18 protein-coding genes are annotated in these 15418 nt (G+C 58.8%); 7 read left to right on the top strand and 11 right to left on the bottom strand.

Annotated features, from left to right (window positions below):
- Positions 1–50 precede the first annotated feature (50 nt).
- The 3 genes from GKO01_RS12415 to GKO01_RS12405 are packed head-to-tail and all read right to left on the bottom strand — an operon-like array spanning position 51 to position 2173.
- Positions 51–1019, bottom strand: coding sequence for an NAD-dependent epimerase/dehydratase family protein (locus GKO01_RS12415; protein WP_099287306.1), 969 nt, complete (start codon positions 1017–1019; stop codon positions 51–53).
- A 7-nt stretch (positions 1020–1026) separates the two neighbouring features.
- Positions 1027–1503, bottom strand: coding sequence for a DUF192 domain-containing protein (locus GKO01_RS12410; RefSeq protein WP_099287305.1), 477 nt, complete (start codon positions 1501–1503; stop codon positions 1027–1029).
- A gap of 19 nt (positions 1504–1522) precedes the next feature.
- Positions 1523–2173, bottom strand: coding sequence for an MBL fold metallo-hydrolase (locus GKO01_RS12405; protein ID WP_099287304.1), 651 nt, complete (start codon positions 2171–2173; stop codon positions 1523–1525).
- A gap of 153 nt (positions 2174–2326) precedes the next feature.
- Here GKO01_RS12405 and GKO01_RS12400 point away from each other — a divergent pair, with 153 nt between their 5' ends.
- Together GKO01_RS12400 and GKO01_RS12395 are read left to right on the top strand one after the other, a co-directional pair.
- Entirely contained in the window at positions 2327–2677 is a 351-nt protein-coding gene (locus tag GKO01_RS12400; RefSeq protein WP_099287303.1) for a RidA family protein, read from the top strand.
- Between the two features lie 172 nt (positions 2678–2849).
- Positions 2850–3566, top strand: coding sequence for a CHAP domain-containing protein (locus tag GKO01_RS12395; protein WP_099287302.1), 717 nt, complete (start codon positions 2850–2852; stop codon positions 3564–3566).
- Positions 3567–3594: 28 nt separating this feature from the next.
- On the opposite strand, the gene GKO01_RS12390 is transcribed toward GKO01_RS12395, so the two are convergent.
- From GKO01_RS12390 to GKO01_RS12360, 7 genes are all read right to left on the bottom strand, one after another.
- Complete coding sequence (locus tag GKO01_RS12390) at positions 3595–4053, bottom strand: 23S rRNA (pseudouridine(1915)-N(3))-methyltransferase RlmH (RefSeq protein ID WP_099287301.1); 459 nt, start codon at positions 4051–4053, stop codon at positions 3595–3597.
- The gene (gene rsfS / locus GKO01_RS12385) at positions 4054–4506 is read right to left on the bottom strand and encodes a ribosome silencing factor (RefSeq protein ID WP_099287312.1); all 453 of its coding nucleotides are present in this window, start codon (positions 4504–4506) and stop codon (positions 4054–4056) included.
- 98 nt (positions 4507–4604) lie between these two features.
- Complete coding sequence (locus tag GKO01_RS12380; RefSeq protein WP_244901459.1) at positions 4605–5192, bottom strand: nicotinate-nucleotide adenylyltransferase; 588 nt, start codon at positions 5190–5192, stop codon at positions 4605–4607.
- A gap of 32 nt (positions 5193–5224) precedes the next feature.
- Positions 5225–6493: a glutamate-5-semialdehyde dehydrogenase gene (locus GKO01_RS12375; RefSeq protein ID WP_099287300.1), complete on the bottom strand. Its 1269-nt coding sequence runs from the start codon at positions 6491–6493 to the stop codon at positions 5225–5227.
- Positions 6486–7580 carry a redox-regulated ATPase YchF gene (ychF, locus tag GKO01_RS12370; protein ID WP_099287299.1) on the bottom strand — a complete coding sequence of 365 codons (1095 nt, stop codon included), beginning with the start codon at positions 7578–7580 and terminating at the stop codon, positions 6486–6488. Before ychF ends, GKO01_RS12375 begins: the two co-directional genes overlap by 8 nt.
- A 139-nt stretch (positions 7581–7719) precedes the next feature.
- The gene (gene pth / locus GKO01_RS12365; RefSeq protein ID WP_099287298.1) at positions 7720–8289 is read right to left on the bottom strand and encodes an aminoacyl-tRNA hydrolase; all 570 of its coding nucleotides are present in this window, start codon (positions 8287–8289) and stop codon (positions 7720–7722) included.
- Positions 8290–8293: 4 nt separating this feature from the next.
- Positions 8294–8950: a 50S ribosomal protein L25/general stress protein Ctc gene (locus GKO01_RS12360; protein WP_099287297.1), complete on the bottom strand. Its 657-nt coding sequence runs from the start codon at positions 8948–8950 to the stop codon at positions 8294–8296.
- Between the two features lie 197 nt (positions 8951–9147).
- Here GKO01_RS12360 and GKO01_RS12355 point away from each other — a divergent pair, with 197 nt between their 5' ends.
- Entirely contained in the window at positions 9148–10479 is a 1332-nt protein-coding gene (locus GKO01_RS12355; RefSeq protein ID WP_099287296.1) for an MFS transporter, read from the top strand.
- Positions 10480–10494: 15 nt separating this feature from the next.
- Here the strand turns inward: GKO01_RS12355 and GKO01_RS12350 are convergent, their stop codons facing one another.
- Complete coding sequence (locus GKO01_RS12350; protein ID WP_099287295.1) at positions 10495–11370, bottom strand: SDR family oxidoreductase; 876 nt, start codon at positions 11368–11370, stop codon at positions 10495–10497.
- A 223-nt stretch (positions 11371–11593) separates the two neighbouring features.
- Between GKO01_RS12350 and tnpA the strand changes: the two genes are divergently transcribed.
- The 4 genes from tnpA to GKO01_RS12330 all read left to right on the top strand — a co-directional run bounded on the left by tnpA (position 11594) and on the right by GKO01_RS12330 (position 15113).
- Positions 11594–12280: an IS66 family insertion sequence element accessory protein TnpA gene (gene tnpA / locus GKO01_RS12345; RefSeq protein ID WP_244901458.1), complete on the top strand. Its 687-nt coding sequence runs from the start codon at positions 11594–11596 to the stop codon at positions 12278–12280.
- The gene (tnpB, locus tag GKO01_RS12340) at positions 12277–12639 is read left to right on the top strand and encodes an IS66 family insertion sequence element accessory protein TnpB (RefSeq protein ID WP_099287294.1); all 363 of its coding nucleotides are present in this window, start codon (positions 12277–12279) and stop codon (positions 12637–12639) included. Before tnpA ends, tnpB begins: the two co-directional genes overlap by 4 nt.
- A gap of 52 nt (positions 12640–12691) precedes the next feature.
- Positions 12692–14218, top strand: coding sequence for an IS66 family transposase (tnpC, locus tag GKO01_RS12335; RefSeq protein ID WP_099287293.1), 1527 nt, complete (start codon positions 12692–12694; stop codon positions 14216–14218).
- Positions 14219–14516: 298 nt separating this feature from the next.
- Positions 14517–15113 (top strand): hypothetical protein, encoded by a 597-nt coding sequence (locus GKO01_RS12330; RefSeq protein WP_145994765.1) that lies wholly within the window; start codon positions 14517–14519, stop codon positions 15111–15113.
- Positions 15114–15418 lie beyond the last annotated feature (305 nt).

The following is a 15418-nucleotide window of genomic DNA, read 5'->3' as shown; positions in this document are numbered from 1 at the left end:
CGGGGGCTACCGGAGGGGGTCAACAGGAAAATTGCATTTTTGTGAAAAAATCAGATTCCATGGAACTTTCTGAACCAGACAGCGAATTCTCTCATGCCGTCTTCAAAGGAAACTTCAGGCTCCCAACCGCACAATTCTCTCACTTTTTCCAGAGAAGCCCATGTCGATTCCATATCCGCCACAGGACGCGGATGGCGTTCAACCAGAGCCTTCTTCCCCAGATCCTTCTCAAGCAATTCGATCATCCGGGTCACTTTTTCTGGTTTATCCCCGCCAAGATTGAGCAGACGTGACACTCCAGCTTCCGGTGGCTTTGCCAAGATCCTCACAACACCTCTGACGATATCATCGATATAGGTGAAATCGCGTGAAAGGCCTTTCCCTTCATAGAGTGTGACCGGACGGCCTTCTGAGATCGCTTTTGCAAAACCGTAATAAGCCATGTCAGGCCGTCCCCACGGACCATAAACCGTGAAGAATCTCAGTCCTGTCTGCGGAATGCAATACAGATAAGAATAGGATTCCGATGTCAGTTCGGCCGCACGCTTGGTGACCGCATACAGGGAACTCGGCTGTTCGACCCGATCCGTTTCCCGAAAAGGCGTTTCCTGATTGCGTCCGTAAACCGAAGACGAAGACGCATATACAAAATGCCCCAGCTTTTTCAGGCTCCGGCACGCTTCCAGAAGCGCAACCTGCCCCATCACATTCGCCGTCACATAAGAATAGGGATCGATCAGCGAATATCGAACACCAGCCTGAGCGGCGAGATGGATGACGCCTTCCAGATCGGGATGTTGCCCAACAACATCCCGCATGGCCTGCGGGTTGGCCACATCCACTTTCACGAAGCTGAATTTCGGATGAGGCTCAAGTTGGCTTAACCGCGCCATTTTCAGGGAAGGGTCATAATAGTCGTTGAGAACATCAATCCCAACGACATCCATTCCCTGCTTCAGAAGGGCTTCAGCAACATGAAACCCTATAAATCCGGCAACACCGGTAACCAGTATCTTCACAGGACCATCAGTGTTTCAGAGCGGAACTGGAAACAACATCCCCGACACGAATTCCCAGCTTCGCCGTCACACCACCTGCCAGTTCGAGTGTGTTTGCAACCACACCATCACTCCGCAGAATAGCTTCGCTCAGAGGTACGGCATTTTCCGCGATAGCGTGGATGTGGTTCGTGGAATCAATGAAAACGATGTCCAGAGGCACAAGCGTGTTGCGCATCCACATGTCCGACACCTGCGGCGCTGGCCACATGAACAGCATACCCTCGTTCTCAGGCAGGTTCTTGCGGAACATTTCTCCGACTTCCTGCTGACGATAGGTCTTGGCCAGCTCCACCGTGAAAACGTGCTTCTGCCCGTCACGGGTCATGATCGTCAGACTATCCGTTGGCAAACGCGCCTGCGCCTGCGTAATCGGGTCTTCTGCTCTGGCAACACCGGCACTCAGTCCAAGAGCCGCCAGCAGCACAAAACTTAAAGTTCGCATGAAGGTATGACTTTCAGGTTCAGGAAATCAGAAACGGATTGGCCCGCCGTTCTTCGCCGATGGTCGTCGGCATTCCGTGTCCACACAAAACCACGGTATCATCAGGCAGACTTAACAGATGGGTCCGGATGCCATCGATAAGTGCGCGTGAATCCCCATAAGCGAAATCCGTACGGCCGACCGTTCCTCGGAACAGCGTGTCCCCCGCCAGAACGCGCCTATTGTCGTGGTCCATGAAAACGACATGCCCTGGAGTATGACCCGGAATATGCGCCACATGCAGGTCCTGCCCCAGAAAGTGCAGCACCTCTCCGCCCTCGACGAAGCGATCAGGCATTACATTTTCCATGTCGGTAAGCCCGAAAGCAGCAGCCTGTTGCGTAATGCTCTGCAACAGGAACTCATCCCGCCGATCCGGCCCTACAACCGGAACGCTTTGGTTCTGCCGCTTTTCAAGAGCTCTCTTCAGAGAAGCCGCCCCACCAGCGTGATCCAGATGACCATGTGTGAGGAGAATGGCCTCGACAGACATGTCACCCAGTTCCTGAAGGATGTCATCAACATCCCCACCCGGGTCCACCACAACAGCACGGCCCGCGTCATTTGAGAGAATAGTGCAGTTCTGCCGCAAGGGCGTAACCGGCACCCGCTTCGCATACAAAGGAGTCATCACTCCTCCTTCCAGACGATCCGTTCTGATGTGGCGATACAGGCTCCGTCTCCGCACGACAAGTCAACCGGAAGGATTGTATCGCGCAGATCATTGACCCTCTTTCGCAGGAAGGTCACTCTCGCCCTTTCCTCTCCAGACCAAGGTGTCATCATGAGCCGCATCATCCGCACAGAACCCAACGCCATCCTGTCCAAGGCTGTAGAATATCACGGCTTCATTTTCACGCAGGGTGTGGTTGCAGCCGACCTGTCACAGGGTATCGAAGGACAGACCCGCAGCGTTCTCGACCAGCTCGACCAGATCCTTGAAGAACACGGCACCGACAACACCCGTATCCTGCAGGCCCAGATCTGGCTGAAAGACATCGCGGACCGCGCTGCGCTCAACACGCTCTGGTCCGCCTGGCTTCCGGAAAACGCAGCCCCCGCCCGCGCCTGCGTTCAGGCCGTGATGGCCGACCCGAAAATTCTTGTCGAGATCATGCTCACAACAACGAAATGATCTGACCCGAACGATTGTGGCGAGAATACAGCAAGATGTGGTGTCAAAAAGATTTTCCATGGAAATGAAAATTTAACACACAGGTCTGCATTCTACTCTTGTCAGGGTTGCAGGAAGGTTGTTACCTCCCTGTAACCCGAACAACACACAACCAATCAGGATCCTAAAGATCGTGAAGCATAAAAGTTGCCGGAAATCCTTTCTCTCCGCTCTGGCGCTCTCCGCTGTCGCGTTCTTTTCAGGACAGGCTCAGGCCCGTCACAGTTCGGCTCATCACGGACGGTCCGTTTTCCACAGTCACCGTTCCATCAGCCACCATCATGCCTATGCTCACGTCATCCAGTGCGTCGCCTACGCCAAAACGGCCTCCGAGGTCGAACTGCACGGCAATGCGCGGGACTGGTGGTATAATGCTGCTGGCGTTTATGCCCGTGGCTCTGCACCGCAGGCCGGATCGGTTCTAAATTTCCGGGCGATCCGCCGCATGCCCCTCGGCCACGTCGCTGTGGTGCGTTCAGTTGAAGACAGCCGCACGATCTATATCGACCAGTCACACTGGGCCTCGAACGGCATCGCGCACAATGTCCGCGTCGTTGACGTCTCTCCCAACAATGACTGGAGCGCCGTCCGTGTTGCTCTCAATGATCGCAGCGGCCGACTGGGCAGCATCTACCCGACATACGGCTTCATCTATCCCCGTTCCGACGACGGTGACCGCAATCCGGCGCCACATGTTGTGCTGGCCCGTGCCTCAAACGTCTCAGGCTTTCGTCACCGCGCTATCGTGAATGGCTCCGATGCACTGAGCCATCCGATGCTCAGCACCGAAGTCGCCGAAGCTCCGGACGATGCCTTCACCTCGGACGCGCCAGACCGTTCGATTCGCTGATATAATCAGGAAAATATAACCCGGCCACTCAATCCGGTCGGGATTCCCGATGGTAGGGATGGCCGGTATTGATGGCCTGAGCTCGGAAAACCTGTTCGGCAATCAGAACCCTGACCAGCATGTGCGGCCAGGTCAGTTTCCCAAGGGAAATCACGGAATCAGCGCGCTGTATCACGCTCGAATCCAGCCCTTCAGCACCACCAATCAGAAAATGAATGGGACGGCCCGACTCCTGCCAGCGAGACAGCATTTCCGCCAGACGCAGACTGTCAGGCGTCTTTCCCCCCTCATCCAGCGCCACGATCAGGGCATTGTCAGGACAGGCCCCCAGCAGAGCCGCAGCATCCTTGCGCTTCTGCTCCTGGACGCTGCCCTTTGACGGCGCGAGTTCCGTCACCGTCAGGGCGGGCCGGATCCGGCCCGCATAACGTTCGAACAGTTCGCGCTCCGGCCCGGTTTTGAGCCGACCGATTGCGACCAGCTTCATTTAGTCCTGCTCTTCGCCCTGTCCGACCGCGACTTCGTTTTCGCTGCCATCCAGATCCGTGCCCCACATCCGCTCCAAACCATAAAGCTCGCGGCTTTCCGGCTTGAAGAGATGAACGACAACATCGCCGGCATCGATCAGAACCCAGTCACTGCCATTCGCGCCTTCGATCAGAATGCGCTTGATGCCGATCTCATTGAGCTTCTTTTCGATGTGATGCGCCATCGCAGAGATCTGGCGGTCAGCGAGACCGGTCGCAATGACCATGCGGTCTGCGAAGTTCGCACGGCCGACAAGATCCAGAACAACGATGTCTTCACCCTTGTCTTCATCCAGACTCGCGGTGATGACGCTCAGCATGCTGGTCAGAACGTCCGGCTGCACGGCTTCGCGCTTGACGGCCGTTTTCTTCGGTCCGGCAACAGCCGCCTTCTTGCGAGCCGTTCCCGGCACCTTGGCAGCCTCGGCCAGTGCCGCATCGGGGGAGCTGGTTTTCCGGCGCACAGGCTTTTTGGCCTGCGATTCGGGAGAGGTCGTCTTGGTGATGGTTTTTACTCCTGATCGGACTCCGGACGAAACTGGCCGGACTCACGCAACGCTGTAGCCGATATATCGTTCTGCGGCGCAGAAAGGAACGTCCATGCGTTGCCTTTTCGCTCCGCAAGCACCGGAGATTCTCGAGAAGGCCGTCTCTGATGCCGTAAAACTGACGCCGCAGCCCCTCTGAGCGCGGGCGAAACGCTTCCCGGACGCGGAGCAACAGCGATGGGAACCAACGCGGCCAACCGACGCCAGCGCTTCCATCGTGAGAGTTGCGCCAGCCCGTCCGCCCCCATCAGCCAGACGAACCGCACATGCGGAAAGCGCTGCTTCAGCAAGGCCACGGTTTTGACGGTGAAACGCTGCCCCAGACGGGATTCGATATCGGTCGCGACGATTCGCCGCCCATCTGCAATCCGCTCCGCAGACGCAAGGCGCACCCTGAACGGCGCCATCCCCTTGCCCGACTTGAGTGGATTCCCCGGCGAGACCATGAGCCACACCTGATCCAACCGCAACGCCCGCAACGCCCGCCGCGCTACCATGAGATGACCCGTATGGGCGGGATTGAACGACCCCCCCAGCAGGCCGATCCGCATGGTCCGGCCATCCCCAGACGTTGGAATACGTCTCAGCCCCGCACCTGTCCGGTGCCGATCACCTCGTAGCGATAGCATGTGAGCTGTTCGAGCCCCACCGGGCCACGCGCATGCATGCGCCCCGTCGCAATGCCGATTTCTGCACCGAATCCAAACTCCCCACCGTCACAGAACTGCGTGGAGGCATTCCACATCACGACTGCACTGTCCGTCCCGTTGAGAAACTCAGCCGCAGCCTCTGCATCTTCGGCAATAATGGCTTCGGTATGCGAGCTTCCATGCCGGACAATATGATCCAGAGCGTCCTCAACCCCGTCCACAACGGCAATCGACAGCACAGAATCCAGCCATTCCGTCCTGAAATCGTCAGCTCGGGCTGCTTCAAGTGTCGGCACAATCGCGCGAGCCCGGTTATCCGCCCGAAAGGAACATCCTTTCGCCCCCAGCTCCTGAACCAGAAGCGGCAGGAGCATCGGCGCAATCGCAGCGTCAATCAGCAGGGTTTCCGTGGCCCCGCAGACGCCCGTCCGCCGCATTTTCGCATCCAGCAGCACCTTCCGCGCCATGGCCGGATCAGCGCTTGCATGAACATAGGTGTGATTCAGACCATCCGCATGAGAAAGAACCGGAACGCGGGCTTCGCGCTGCACCCGCTCCACAAGGGATTTGCCACCACGCGGAATAATCAGGTCAATCAACCCTGAAGCCTGCAACATGGCCCCCACGAAAGCACGATCGGCAGAGGGCAGAATCTGCACACAGGCCTCATCCAGCCCGGCAGCCCGCAATCCATCTTCCATCGCAGCCTGAATTGCCCGCGCCGAATGCAGGCTCTCCCCGCCCCCGCGCAGAATGACGGCATTGCCAGACTTGATGCACAGCGCCGCCGCATCCGCGCCGACATTCGGACGGCTTTCGTAGATCATGCCGATCACGCCAAGTGGTGTCGCAACCCGGCGGAAGTGCAAACCATTCGGCCGATCCCACTCTGCCAGAATACGTCCCACCGGGTCCGGCAGACGCGCAACATCCTCCAGACCCCGCGCCATGACCTCGATCCGCTCAGGCGTCAGCGTCAAACGGTCGCGAAAAGCAGCGTTCCGATCTTCAGAAAGGCCAGCCAGATCCTGCTGATTGGCCGCACCAATCGCATCAGACCGCTCCCGCAGCGCCTTCGCAGCTTCGAAAAGCGCAAGATTGCGAGTGTCCTCACTGGCGCGCGCCAGACTCCGACTGGCACGACGGGCCTTCTCCGCCAGACCAACCAGAATCCGGGCGACGTCTTCTCCCGCCTCAGACATTGAAGCGGAACAGCAGGACATCACCGTCCTGCACGACATATTCCTTGCCTTCGATCCGCAGTTTGCCGACTTCCTTGGCCCCGGCCTCGCCATTGCAGGCCACATAGTCGTCGAAAGCCACGGTTTCGCAAGCGATGAACCCGCGTTCGAAATCGTTGTGAATCACGGCAGCGGCCTGAGGTGCCTTCGTCCCGGCCGTAATCGTCCAGGCGCGCGATTCCTTCGGCCCAACCGTGAAATACGTCCGCAAACCCAGCAGCTTGTAACCAGCCGCAATCACACGATCCAGCCCGCTATCCGTCAGGCCCAGACCGTCCAGAAATTCCGTCCGGTCTTCATGCGGCAACTGGCTGACTTCCGCTTCAATAGCGGCCGACACCACGACAACGCCTGCACCCTCGGCTTCGGCCCGCTTGCGCACAGCTTCCGAAAACGCATTGCCGGTGGACGCCGAGGCTTCTTCGACGTTGCAGACATACAGAACCGGCTTCGTCGTCAGAAGCTGAAGGCGGGACGCCTCCACTTCCTGCCCCTTCGGAACAGCCGTCCGCGCGGGCTTGCCGTCCCGCAGCGCCGCAAGTAGTGGTTCCATCAGTTCAAGCTGCGCCTGTGCCTCACGATCGTTGCCGCGGGCACGCTTCTGAAGCCCGATCTGACGCTTCTCAAGGCTCTCCAGATCCGCCAGCATCAATTCCGTCTCAATGATGTCCGCGTCACGAACCGGATCAACGCCACCTTCGACATGAGTGATGTCGTCGTCTTCAAAGCAGCGCAGAACATGCACAATGGCATCAACTTCGCGGATATTGGCGAGGAACTGGTTTCCAAGACCTTCGCCCTTGGACGCGCCGCGAACCAGACCGGCAATATCCACGAACTCAAGGCTTGTCGGAACCTTGCGGATGGACTTGCCGATCCGCGCCAGTTCATCCAGCCGCGCATCCGGCACGGCCACACGCCCCGTATTCGGCTCGATGGTGCAGAACGGGTAATTCGCAGCCTGGGCAGCCGCCGTTTCCGTCAGGGCATTGAACAGCGTGGACTTGCCAACATTGGGCAGACCAACGATGCCGCAATTGAAACCCATTCGTGCTCTCCATCATCATTGAAGACCGCTCAGATGCGAACGATCCGTTCCAGAAAATTCCGTTGCCCTGTGTTCGCAGAAACCGAGAAGGCTCACAACCACCTGCCTTCGCGAAAGCGGCTTTTCAGACTTGGCACAATCACGCCGCCAGCAGGGCGACCTTTGTCATGAAGGCTTCGTGCTCTTTTTTGGCCAGCAGGGGTGCCGCATCAGCCATGGCTTCAAGCCAGCGCTCAAGTTCCGGCTCTTCCGCCTTGGCGAAATTACCCAGCACATGACCCGTCACGCGGTCCTTGTGCCCTGGATGACCGATTCCCATCCGCACGCGCCAGTAATCCGGCCCCGCCAGACATTTGTCCATGGACCGCAGACCATTATGCCCCGCGGCGCCACCGCCACGCTTGATGCGTAGCTTGCCGAAAGCAAGATCGAGTTCGTCGTGAAAGGCGGTGATATCATCCGGCGCAATCTTGAAGAACTGCGCGGCCTGCTGAACGCTGTCGCCTGACAGGTTCATATACGTCATCGGCTTAAGGAGAAGAATCTTCTCCCCCCCGATGACGCCTTCGGAGGTCTCCCCCCGGAAGCGCTTGCGCCACGGCGAAAAACCGTGGCGCCTGGCGATCTCATCGACCGCCATAAAGCCGATATTGTGTCTATGACGGCTCATCCCCGGCTCGGGATTGCCGAGACCGGTCCAGAGCCTCATGACATTACTTCTTCTTTGCGCCCGGCTTGGCAGCGGCTTCAGCAGCAGCAGCGGCCTTCGCAGCGGCTTCGGCTTCCATTTCGGCATCAACCGTCGGCGCAGCGATGGAAGCAATGACGACGTCGGTGTTCTGGCCACCCGTCAGCACAACGCCCTCGGTGCCCTTAAGATCCGTCCAACGTACGTTGTCGTGGATCTCAAGACCGCTCAGATCTGCCGTGAAGTGCTCCGGAATGTTCGCCGGATCAGCCTGCACGTCCATGTAATGACGCACGACATTCAGAACGCCGCCACGCTTGATGCCCGGGGACTTCTCTTCGCCAACGAAAGCGATGGAGACTTCGACGTGGATCTTCGTGCCAGCCGTAACGCGCTGGAAATCCACGTGGATCGGGGCGTCGGAAACCGGGTGCAGCTGCACGTCGCGGATCAGGGCCGCAACCGGCTCTGCACCTTCGGCGGCGAGGTTATACACGCGCGAGGACCAGCCACCGCGATGCAGTTCCTTCATGATCACGCGCGGATCAAGTGCGATGATGGAGGGCTCTTCCTTGCCACCGTAGATCACGGCCGGCACCAGGCCCTCACGTCTCGTAGCGCGCGCTGCCCCCTTACCAGCCTTCGCACGCGTCGAGACAGCAAGTGTCGTCAAATTAGCCACTGTTACGCTCCTGCGTATTGAATTTCGTCAACACAGACCTCCAGGGGTGCCTGTGCGAGGCGCGGAGTAGCGGAAAACCGCCACCGATACAACCATTTTCGGACTCAACGGCCCGGCTGCGCCCCTCTGGACCATCCCATCCCGCGACCGCTACGATTGCGTTCCGTTTCCACAGTTTCCGGCAGATATCCCCACCGATGAGCATCGCCGCCCGCATCGAATGCCTGCCCTTTACCCGCTTTCACTGGAAACTGCTGTTACTCGGCGGCCTTGGCTATACGTTCGACGGCCTCGATTCCGCGATTGTCGCTTTCGCGCTGCCTATGCTCAAAACCCAGTGGCATCTGAGCGGCCCGGCGCTGGGCCTGCTCGGAAGCGCTACCTATCTGGGTTACGGGCTGGGCGCCCTGCTGTCCGGCTGGTGGGGAGACCGATCAGGCCGCCGCCGCGTCATGATGAGCGCACTGGCCATCTATGCCATCGGCTCCCTGCTCTCAGCCGGATCGTCCTCCTTCACCGCCTTCTTCCTGTGCCGTCTGCTGTCCGGAATTGGGGCCGGTGCGGAAGCCACCATCATCGCGCCCTATCTCAGCGAGTTCGTCGGCGCCCGCTATCGGGGCGCTTTCACCGCAGCCCTGACCGGATTCTATTCCTTCGGCTACGTCACGGCAGCACTTCTGGGATTCATGCTTGTTCCCGCCATGGACGATGGCTGGCGCTGGGCTCTGGCCCTGACGGGATTTCCAGTCCTCATGCTGCTGTGGTGGCGGCGCGCCCTACCCGAATCCCCCCGCTGGCTCGACGAACGCGGCCAAACGGCAGAAGCCTGCCGGATCGTCGGCGACATCGAGGAAAGCGCGGGCCTTGCGGTCGGCCTGACCACCACGACCGATCGTGGTACTCCTTCCCTGCGACCCGTCCGGGATCTGTTCGCCACGAACCTGCGGCGCTCCACCTTCATGAGCTGGGCCATGTGGCTGGCCATCACCTTCAGCTTCTACGCCTTCTTCACCTGGATCCCGACCCTGATGATCGAACGCGGCATGACCATCACCCGCAGCTTCGGTTACGCCATCTCGATCTATTTCGCCCAGCTTCCCGGCTATGCCTGCGCCGCCCTAATCACCGACCGTCTGGGACGACGCGGAACCGTGGCGCTTTTCATGGTCGCCGGAGCACTCAGCGCCATCGGCATGGCGGCCAGCCAGACCCCAACCGAGGTCCTGATTTTCGGCATGCTGCTATCTTTTTTCATGAACGGCACCTTCGGCGGCATTTACGCCTACACCCCCGAACTCTTCCCGACCGCCCTTCGTGCTCGGGGCATGGGACTTGCATCCGCCATCGCCCGTCTCGGCGCCATCGCCTCACCCATCCTGATCGGCTGGCTTTACCCGATCGCCGGCTTTCCCGGCGTCTTCGGCCTGACCACCCTGATCCTCCTGTCCGGTGCCACCGTCACGCTCCTCTTCGGCCCCAGAACAGAAAAACGCCCGCTCGACAACGAGCAGGCGTTTGCAAAGAGCTGAACTCAGGCGTCCATCTCAGATCATCGGCACACCACCGTTTACTGCCAGAAGCGCCCCCGTGGTGTAGCTGTTCAGCGGATCGGCAAAATAGACATATGCGCCCGCCAGTTCAGCAGGCTGTCCGGGACGGCCCAACGGCACATCGGAACCAAGATGTTCCTGTTCGTCTTCCGGCATGCCCGTTACAATAAATGGCGTCCAGATCGGACCCGGCATCACCGCATTGACCCGGATGCCTCGTCCGGCGAGCTGCTGCGCCATGCTGGACGTGAAATTCGCGATTGCCGCCTTCGTCATGGAATACGGTACCAGCAGCTCTGGCGCCGTCTTGAGATTGACCGAAGACGTATTGATGATGGATGCGCCCGCCTGAAGATGCGGCAACGCAGCTTTCGTCAGATGGAACAGGGCATCCGTATTCGTGGAGAAATGGCGTTTCCACTCCTCGTCTGAAATCTCTTCCAGCTTTGCGCGGGCTTTCTGGAAAGCCGCATTATTCACGAGAATGTCGAGCTTTCCGAAAGCCTCGACGGTTTTGTGGATCATCTCCCGGCAATGTGCTGCCTCACGGATATCACCCGGCAGCAGAAGACACGTCCGGCCTTCAGCTTCAATCTGGGCCTGAATATCCCGAGCATCATCGATCTCCGTCTCCAGATACGAAATCGCGACATCCGCCCCTTCGCGGGCAAAAGCCAGCGCCGCAGCCCGGCCGATACCGGAGTCGCCCCCCGTAATCAGAGCCGCAAGTCCCGTCAGCTTGCCGGACCCCTTATAGGTTTTTTCCCCATAATCAGGCTTCGGAACCATCTTTTCCGAAAGACCAGGGAAAGCCTGCGTCTGACCTTTAAAAGGCGGGCGCGGATAGCAGGTGCGGGGATCGGCTGGCATGGAAACACTCCTGTGTCGTCATGGAACAGAGTTGCTTCCTTAACGGCGCGCCTTCCGGACGGGTTCAGAAATTTTCCTCCCCAAGACAAAATAGAAAATCAGAAAGTATCTTCAGCCTCTTTTGAACATCTGTCGCAATCCGGTAAGCGTCCGATCGTGACACGCTGACGGCGGCGAATAGGCTGTGCTTTCTTCCCGACATTCGGTGTGGAGGAGAGACGACGTGGCGGGTTTTGGTCAGGACTATTGGCAACAGCATTACGATGCGTGGCAGATGTCCGGCCTGACCCGCGCGGCCTACTGCAGAGAGCACGGGTTGGTGCCGCGGAGTTTCCGCCGCTGGGTGGTGCGGATGACTCAGCAGATAGACGAGCAGGACTCACTCGCAGAAAAACGGTCAGCGCCTGTGGTCAGGGAGAAGGGACACTGGAGAGACGTCTCTTCATTGTCCCTTGAGGGTGACCGCCCTGTCGTGATGGCTCAATTGCTATCGGATCGTCAGTTTCGGCGCCGCAAATGGACCCAGGCCGAGCGACAGGACGTTGTGTGGGATTTGCTACAATCCGGCATGTCCACCTGGAAATACGCTAAGGCGCACAACCTCGCTCCCAGCATGCTCTATCGCTGGCTCAAGGACCTGGCCGAGCCGATCCCCGGCCCACATCAGCCCGCACCACTTACAGATCCACCCCCACTTTTCGCAACCGTACAACTGACTTCCGATGCGACAGCGTCTTTACCGACAGCGACAACGCCCCCGCCACTGCGCGACGTAAACGCCACGGCGCCCGTTTCTTCTGGACAAGACATGCAGATCGGCTTGCCCAACGGTGCTTTCCTGCGCGTCCCTGTGCAGATTGAACTCGCTTCGCTGCGGGCCATTCTTAATGTTCTGGCGACACCCCGATGATCAGCCTCCCACCCCATATCCGGGTTCATGTGGCCTTGGGCTACACCGATCTGCGCAAGGGGATCGACGGGTTGTCGGTGCTGGTACAGGAGACGCTGCGGGCCGATCCGTTCAGCGGGCATGTGTTTGTGTTTCGCGGCCGGAGGGCCGGACTGATCAAGCTTCTGTATCACGATGGCAACGGCATGTGCCTGTGTGCCAAGCGCCTCGATCAGGGGATCTTTACATGGCCGGTCACGCAGGCCAGCCCCGGAGAGCCAGCGACAGTTCTGCTGACCCCGGCCCGATTGTCGATGCTTCTGGAAGGGTTGGACTGGCGGGCACAGGCCCCCGCGCGACGCATACTGATGGCAGGGTAAAACGCGCCGATTTTTCTTGTATAAACCCGCAGAAAACTGGCATTTTATAGGTATGCGGATCGCCCTCGACAGCCTGCCGTTTGACCCGATCACCCTGCAAACTCTGGTGCGGGATCTGGCAGGCGCGGTGGATGAGGGGCAGATCGAGATTGACCGCTTACGGCAGATCATCCGGGAGTTCCAGCGCGCCCGGTTCGGTCGTCGCGCCGAGACACTCGAACCTGACCAGCTTCTGTTGACGCTGGAAACCGACACTGAAAAGTCCCCGGTCATGGCACCGCTTTCCCCGCTCATCACGGAAACTATCGGCGCTGCACCGATAGTTAAATCCCCGCATCGCAAAGCCCTGCCAGAGCACCTGCCGCGCACGGATGTAACGATCCCCCCCGACGTGACATCCTGCCCGTCCTGCGGTGGCGCACTGCACGACGCAGGCACGACCACCAGCGAAATGCTGGACTGGGTTCCGGCCTCGGTGCGGGTCGTGCGGATCAACCGGCCCAAATGCGCTTGTCGCGCCTGCGGGACGCTGCATCAGGCTCCAGCACCTGAGCGCATCGCCGAAGGGTGTCTCGCCACTCCGGGTCTAATCGCGCATGTGCTGACCAGTCGCTATTGCGATCATTTGCCGCTGTATCGCCAAAGCCAGATGTTGGCCCGTCACGGTGTCGCTCTCGCGCGTTCCACGCTGGCCGATTGGGTCAAGGCCGCCGCCTGGTGGCTGGCCCCGCTGCGCGACCAGCTGATGAACCATGTCTGTGCCGCAGAACGGGTTTTCGCAGACGACACCCCACTGCCCATCCTTGATCCAGGACGAGGCCGGACTAAAACCGGGCGGCTCTGGGCTTACACACGCGACGACCGCGCCTTTGGGGATAATGTCCCGCCAGCCGTGGTGTTTTATGCGACACCGGATCGTACGTCCTCCTGGCCTGCCCGCCATCTGAAGAACTATCGCGGCATTCTGCAAGTTGACGGTTATGCCGGGTTTGAGCAACTGACACGAGACGGAACAGTCCATCTGGCAGCCTGCTGGGCGCACACGCGCCGCAAGTTTTATGAGCTGCACCAGACCGGATCACCAATCGCAACCGAGGCTTTGGTGCAGATCCGGTCTCTGTATGAGATTGAGGCATCCCTTCGGGGGTTGCCGCCCGATCAGCGACGAACCCTTCGGGAGGAGCACAGTCGACCGCGTGTTGAGGCGCTGGCACTCTGGCTCCGACAAAAACTGGCTTTACTGCCCTCTCGCGCCAGACTGGCCGAAGCGATCCGCTATGCGTTGAAGCGCTGGGACGATCTCGCGCGGTTTATCGAGAACGGACGCATAGATCTCGACACCAATCCGGTGGAACGGGCCATCCGACCTGTCACGCTTGGCCGCAAGAACGCCCTGTTCGCGGGTAGCGAGGGCGGCGCCAACCGGTGGGCCATCGTGGCGTCCCTGATCGAAACAGCCAAGCTCAATGGGATCGAGCCATTTGCTTGGCTGCGTGACGTGTTGACGCGCATGATCGATGGATATCCAGCCGCACGTCTCAGCGAACTGCTTCCGTTTCCCCAAAGCGCCAACGGCTGATTGGGGGGGGAAGCAGAATGTCTATTTTGGGATGAGATTTCTCGACAGCAGACGTTATTTCGACTTCTAAGTAAAAAATCGTCAAGTTTTATAGTCTTTCGGCTAGTAATTTTGCCGCTTCTTCAGCCGAAAAGAAACTGTTGCTTCTGTTGGATTTACTGAGGTCGCCATCTAAGCCTATACATTTGAACGTCCAACCCCAAGCGCGACAATGACTGAAGTTCACTGGAGACAGGTCTATGAAGTCTATCGGACGCAATGTCTACAAACTGCTCGACTTTGAAATCGATGCCATCTCATGAATGAGTCTCGCTACACGCCGGAACGTATCCGCAGTTTGCATTACAAAAGCGCGACAATCACTCTCTCGCCAAAATATATCGCGATTGTATCTGAAGAAATCTGGCGCGGGACCTATTTTTCGCGGACAGGTTGGTGCGCGCATGCGCCCTGCGACGCCTCCGCTCTGTGGATAGGCGAAAATTTTCGTAAGGCTCTGGAAAGCAGCGAATATTTTAACAAGCCTGGCGTCCCCTCTCTCGGTCGTGACGAAATCCGGGCGATGGAAGAGGCTTCCAATACGCGGAGGCTGGCGTTCTGGAGCGAAATTACTCAGACCTATGGCTACAAGGATATCGATCAGGCCGGGCGAAGATGCGATGTTGTGCTTACGTCCTGGCATGATCTGATCGAGGATTTCGTCACCCTGATAGCCACACTCCGTCTTCCGGGTGGCCATCGGGGCTGGGGCCCCATGGAAAAGAAGAAATACGCGGAGAAGAGGATTGCCGTCCCTTTGTCCGTGTCGGACGAGGCGTTAGGCCTTGCCATCCGTGATGCTCTCTCACGCTGTGAAGCCTCGGGACGACAGAAAATCAATACTCCGTCAGAATAGTTGGCTTGCAGCGTTCGATACTTGCGAGCGCAACTTCAAACAGGGCGTCCTGCATGACCTTGGGGTGCCGCCCTGATGAACATCGAATTGGATGACGTCCGCTTTCAGGTCATGCGTCGTTGCTATCTATGTCTGCCACGAGGGCGACTGCCGCCTGTCTGCTTCTGCATCACTGAGCGGACAGGCAGATCAGGGGGGGGTAAGCGGAAGGTCGGCTTTGTGTCGGGTAATCGATAAAACCGGATATTCACATGGGCGACCCTCGCGAAGACCTTCACCATATTCGGGTCATTCAAATAACCTAT

Source organism: Gluconobacter kondonii, assembly GCF_002723995.1.
Classification (GTDB): domain Bacteria; phylum Pseudomonadota; class Alphaproteobacteria; order Acetobacterales; family Acetobacteraceae; genus Gluconobacter; species Gluconobacter kondonii.
This window is presented reverse-complemented; position numbering and strand designations above follow the sequence as displayed.

Bases quoted from the DNA above. Each gene is read 5' to 3' on its own strand.
- GKO01_RS12410 (WP_099287305.1), bottom strand. From the start codon at position 1,503: ATGCGAACTTTAAGTTTTGTGCTGCTGGCGGCTCTTGGACTGAGTGCC.
- ychF (WP_099287299.1), bottom strand. From the start codon at position 7,580: ATGGGTTTCAATTGCGGCATCGTTGGTCTGCCCAATGTTGGCAAGTCC.
- GKO01_RS12355 (WP_099287296.1), top strand. From the start codon at position 9,148: ATGAGCATCGCCGCCCGCATCGAATGCCTGCCCTTTACCCGCTTTCAC.
- GKO01_RS12405 (WP_099287304.1), bottom strand. From the start codon at position 2,173: ATGACTCCTTTGTATGCGAAGCGGGTGCCGGTTACGCCCTTGCGGCAG.
- GKO01_RS12400 (WP_099287303.1), top strand. From the start codon at position 2,327: ATGAGCCGCATCATCCGCACAGAACCCAACGCCATCCTGTCCAAGGCT.
- GKO01_RS12375 (WP_099287300.1), bottom strand. From the start codon at position 6,493: ATGTCTGAGGCGGGAGAAGACGTCGCCCGGATTCTGGTTGGTCTGGCG.
- pth (WP_099287298.1), bottom strand. From the start codon at position 8,289: ATGAGGCTCTGGACCGGTCTCGGCAATCCCGAGCCGGGGATGAGCCGT.
- tnpC (WP_099287293.1), top strand. From the start codon at position 12,692: ATGCGGATCGCCCTCGACAGCCTGCCGTTTGACCCGATCACCCTGCAA.
- GKO01_RS12380 (WP_244901459.1), bottom strand. From the start codon at position 5,192: ATGCGGATCGGCCTGCTGGGGGGGTCGTTCAATCCCGCCCATACGGGT.
- GKO01_RS12350 (WP_099287295.1), bottom strand. From the start codon at position 11,370: ATGCCAGCCGATCCCCGCACCTGCTATCCGCGCCCGCCTTTTAAAGGT.
- GKO01_RS12390 (WP_099287301.1), bottom strand. From the start codon at position 4,053: ATGAAGCTGGTCGCAATCGGTCGGCTCAAAACCGGGCCGGAGCGCGAA.
- tnpB (WP_099287294.1), top strand. From the start codon at position 12,277: ATGATCAGCCTCCCACCCCATATCCGGGTTCATGTGGCCTTGGGCTAC.
- GKO01_RS12330 (WP_145994765.1), top strand. From the start codon at position 14,517: ATGAATGAGTCTCGCTACACGCCGGAACGTATCCGCAGTTTGCATTAC.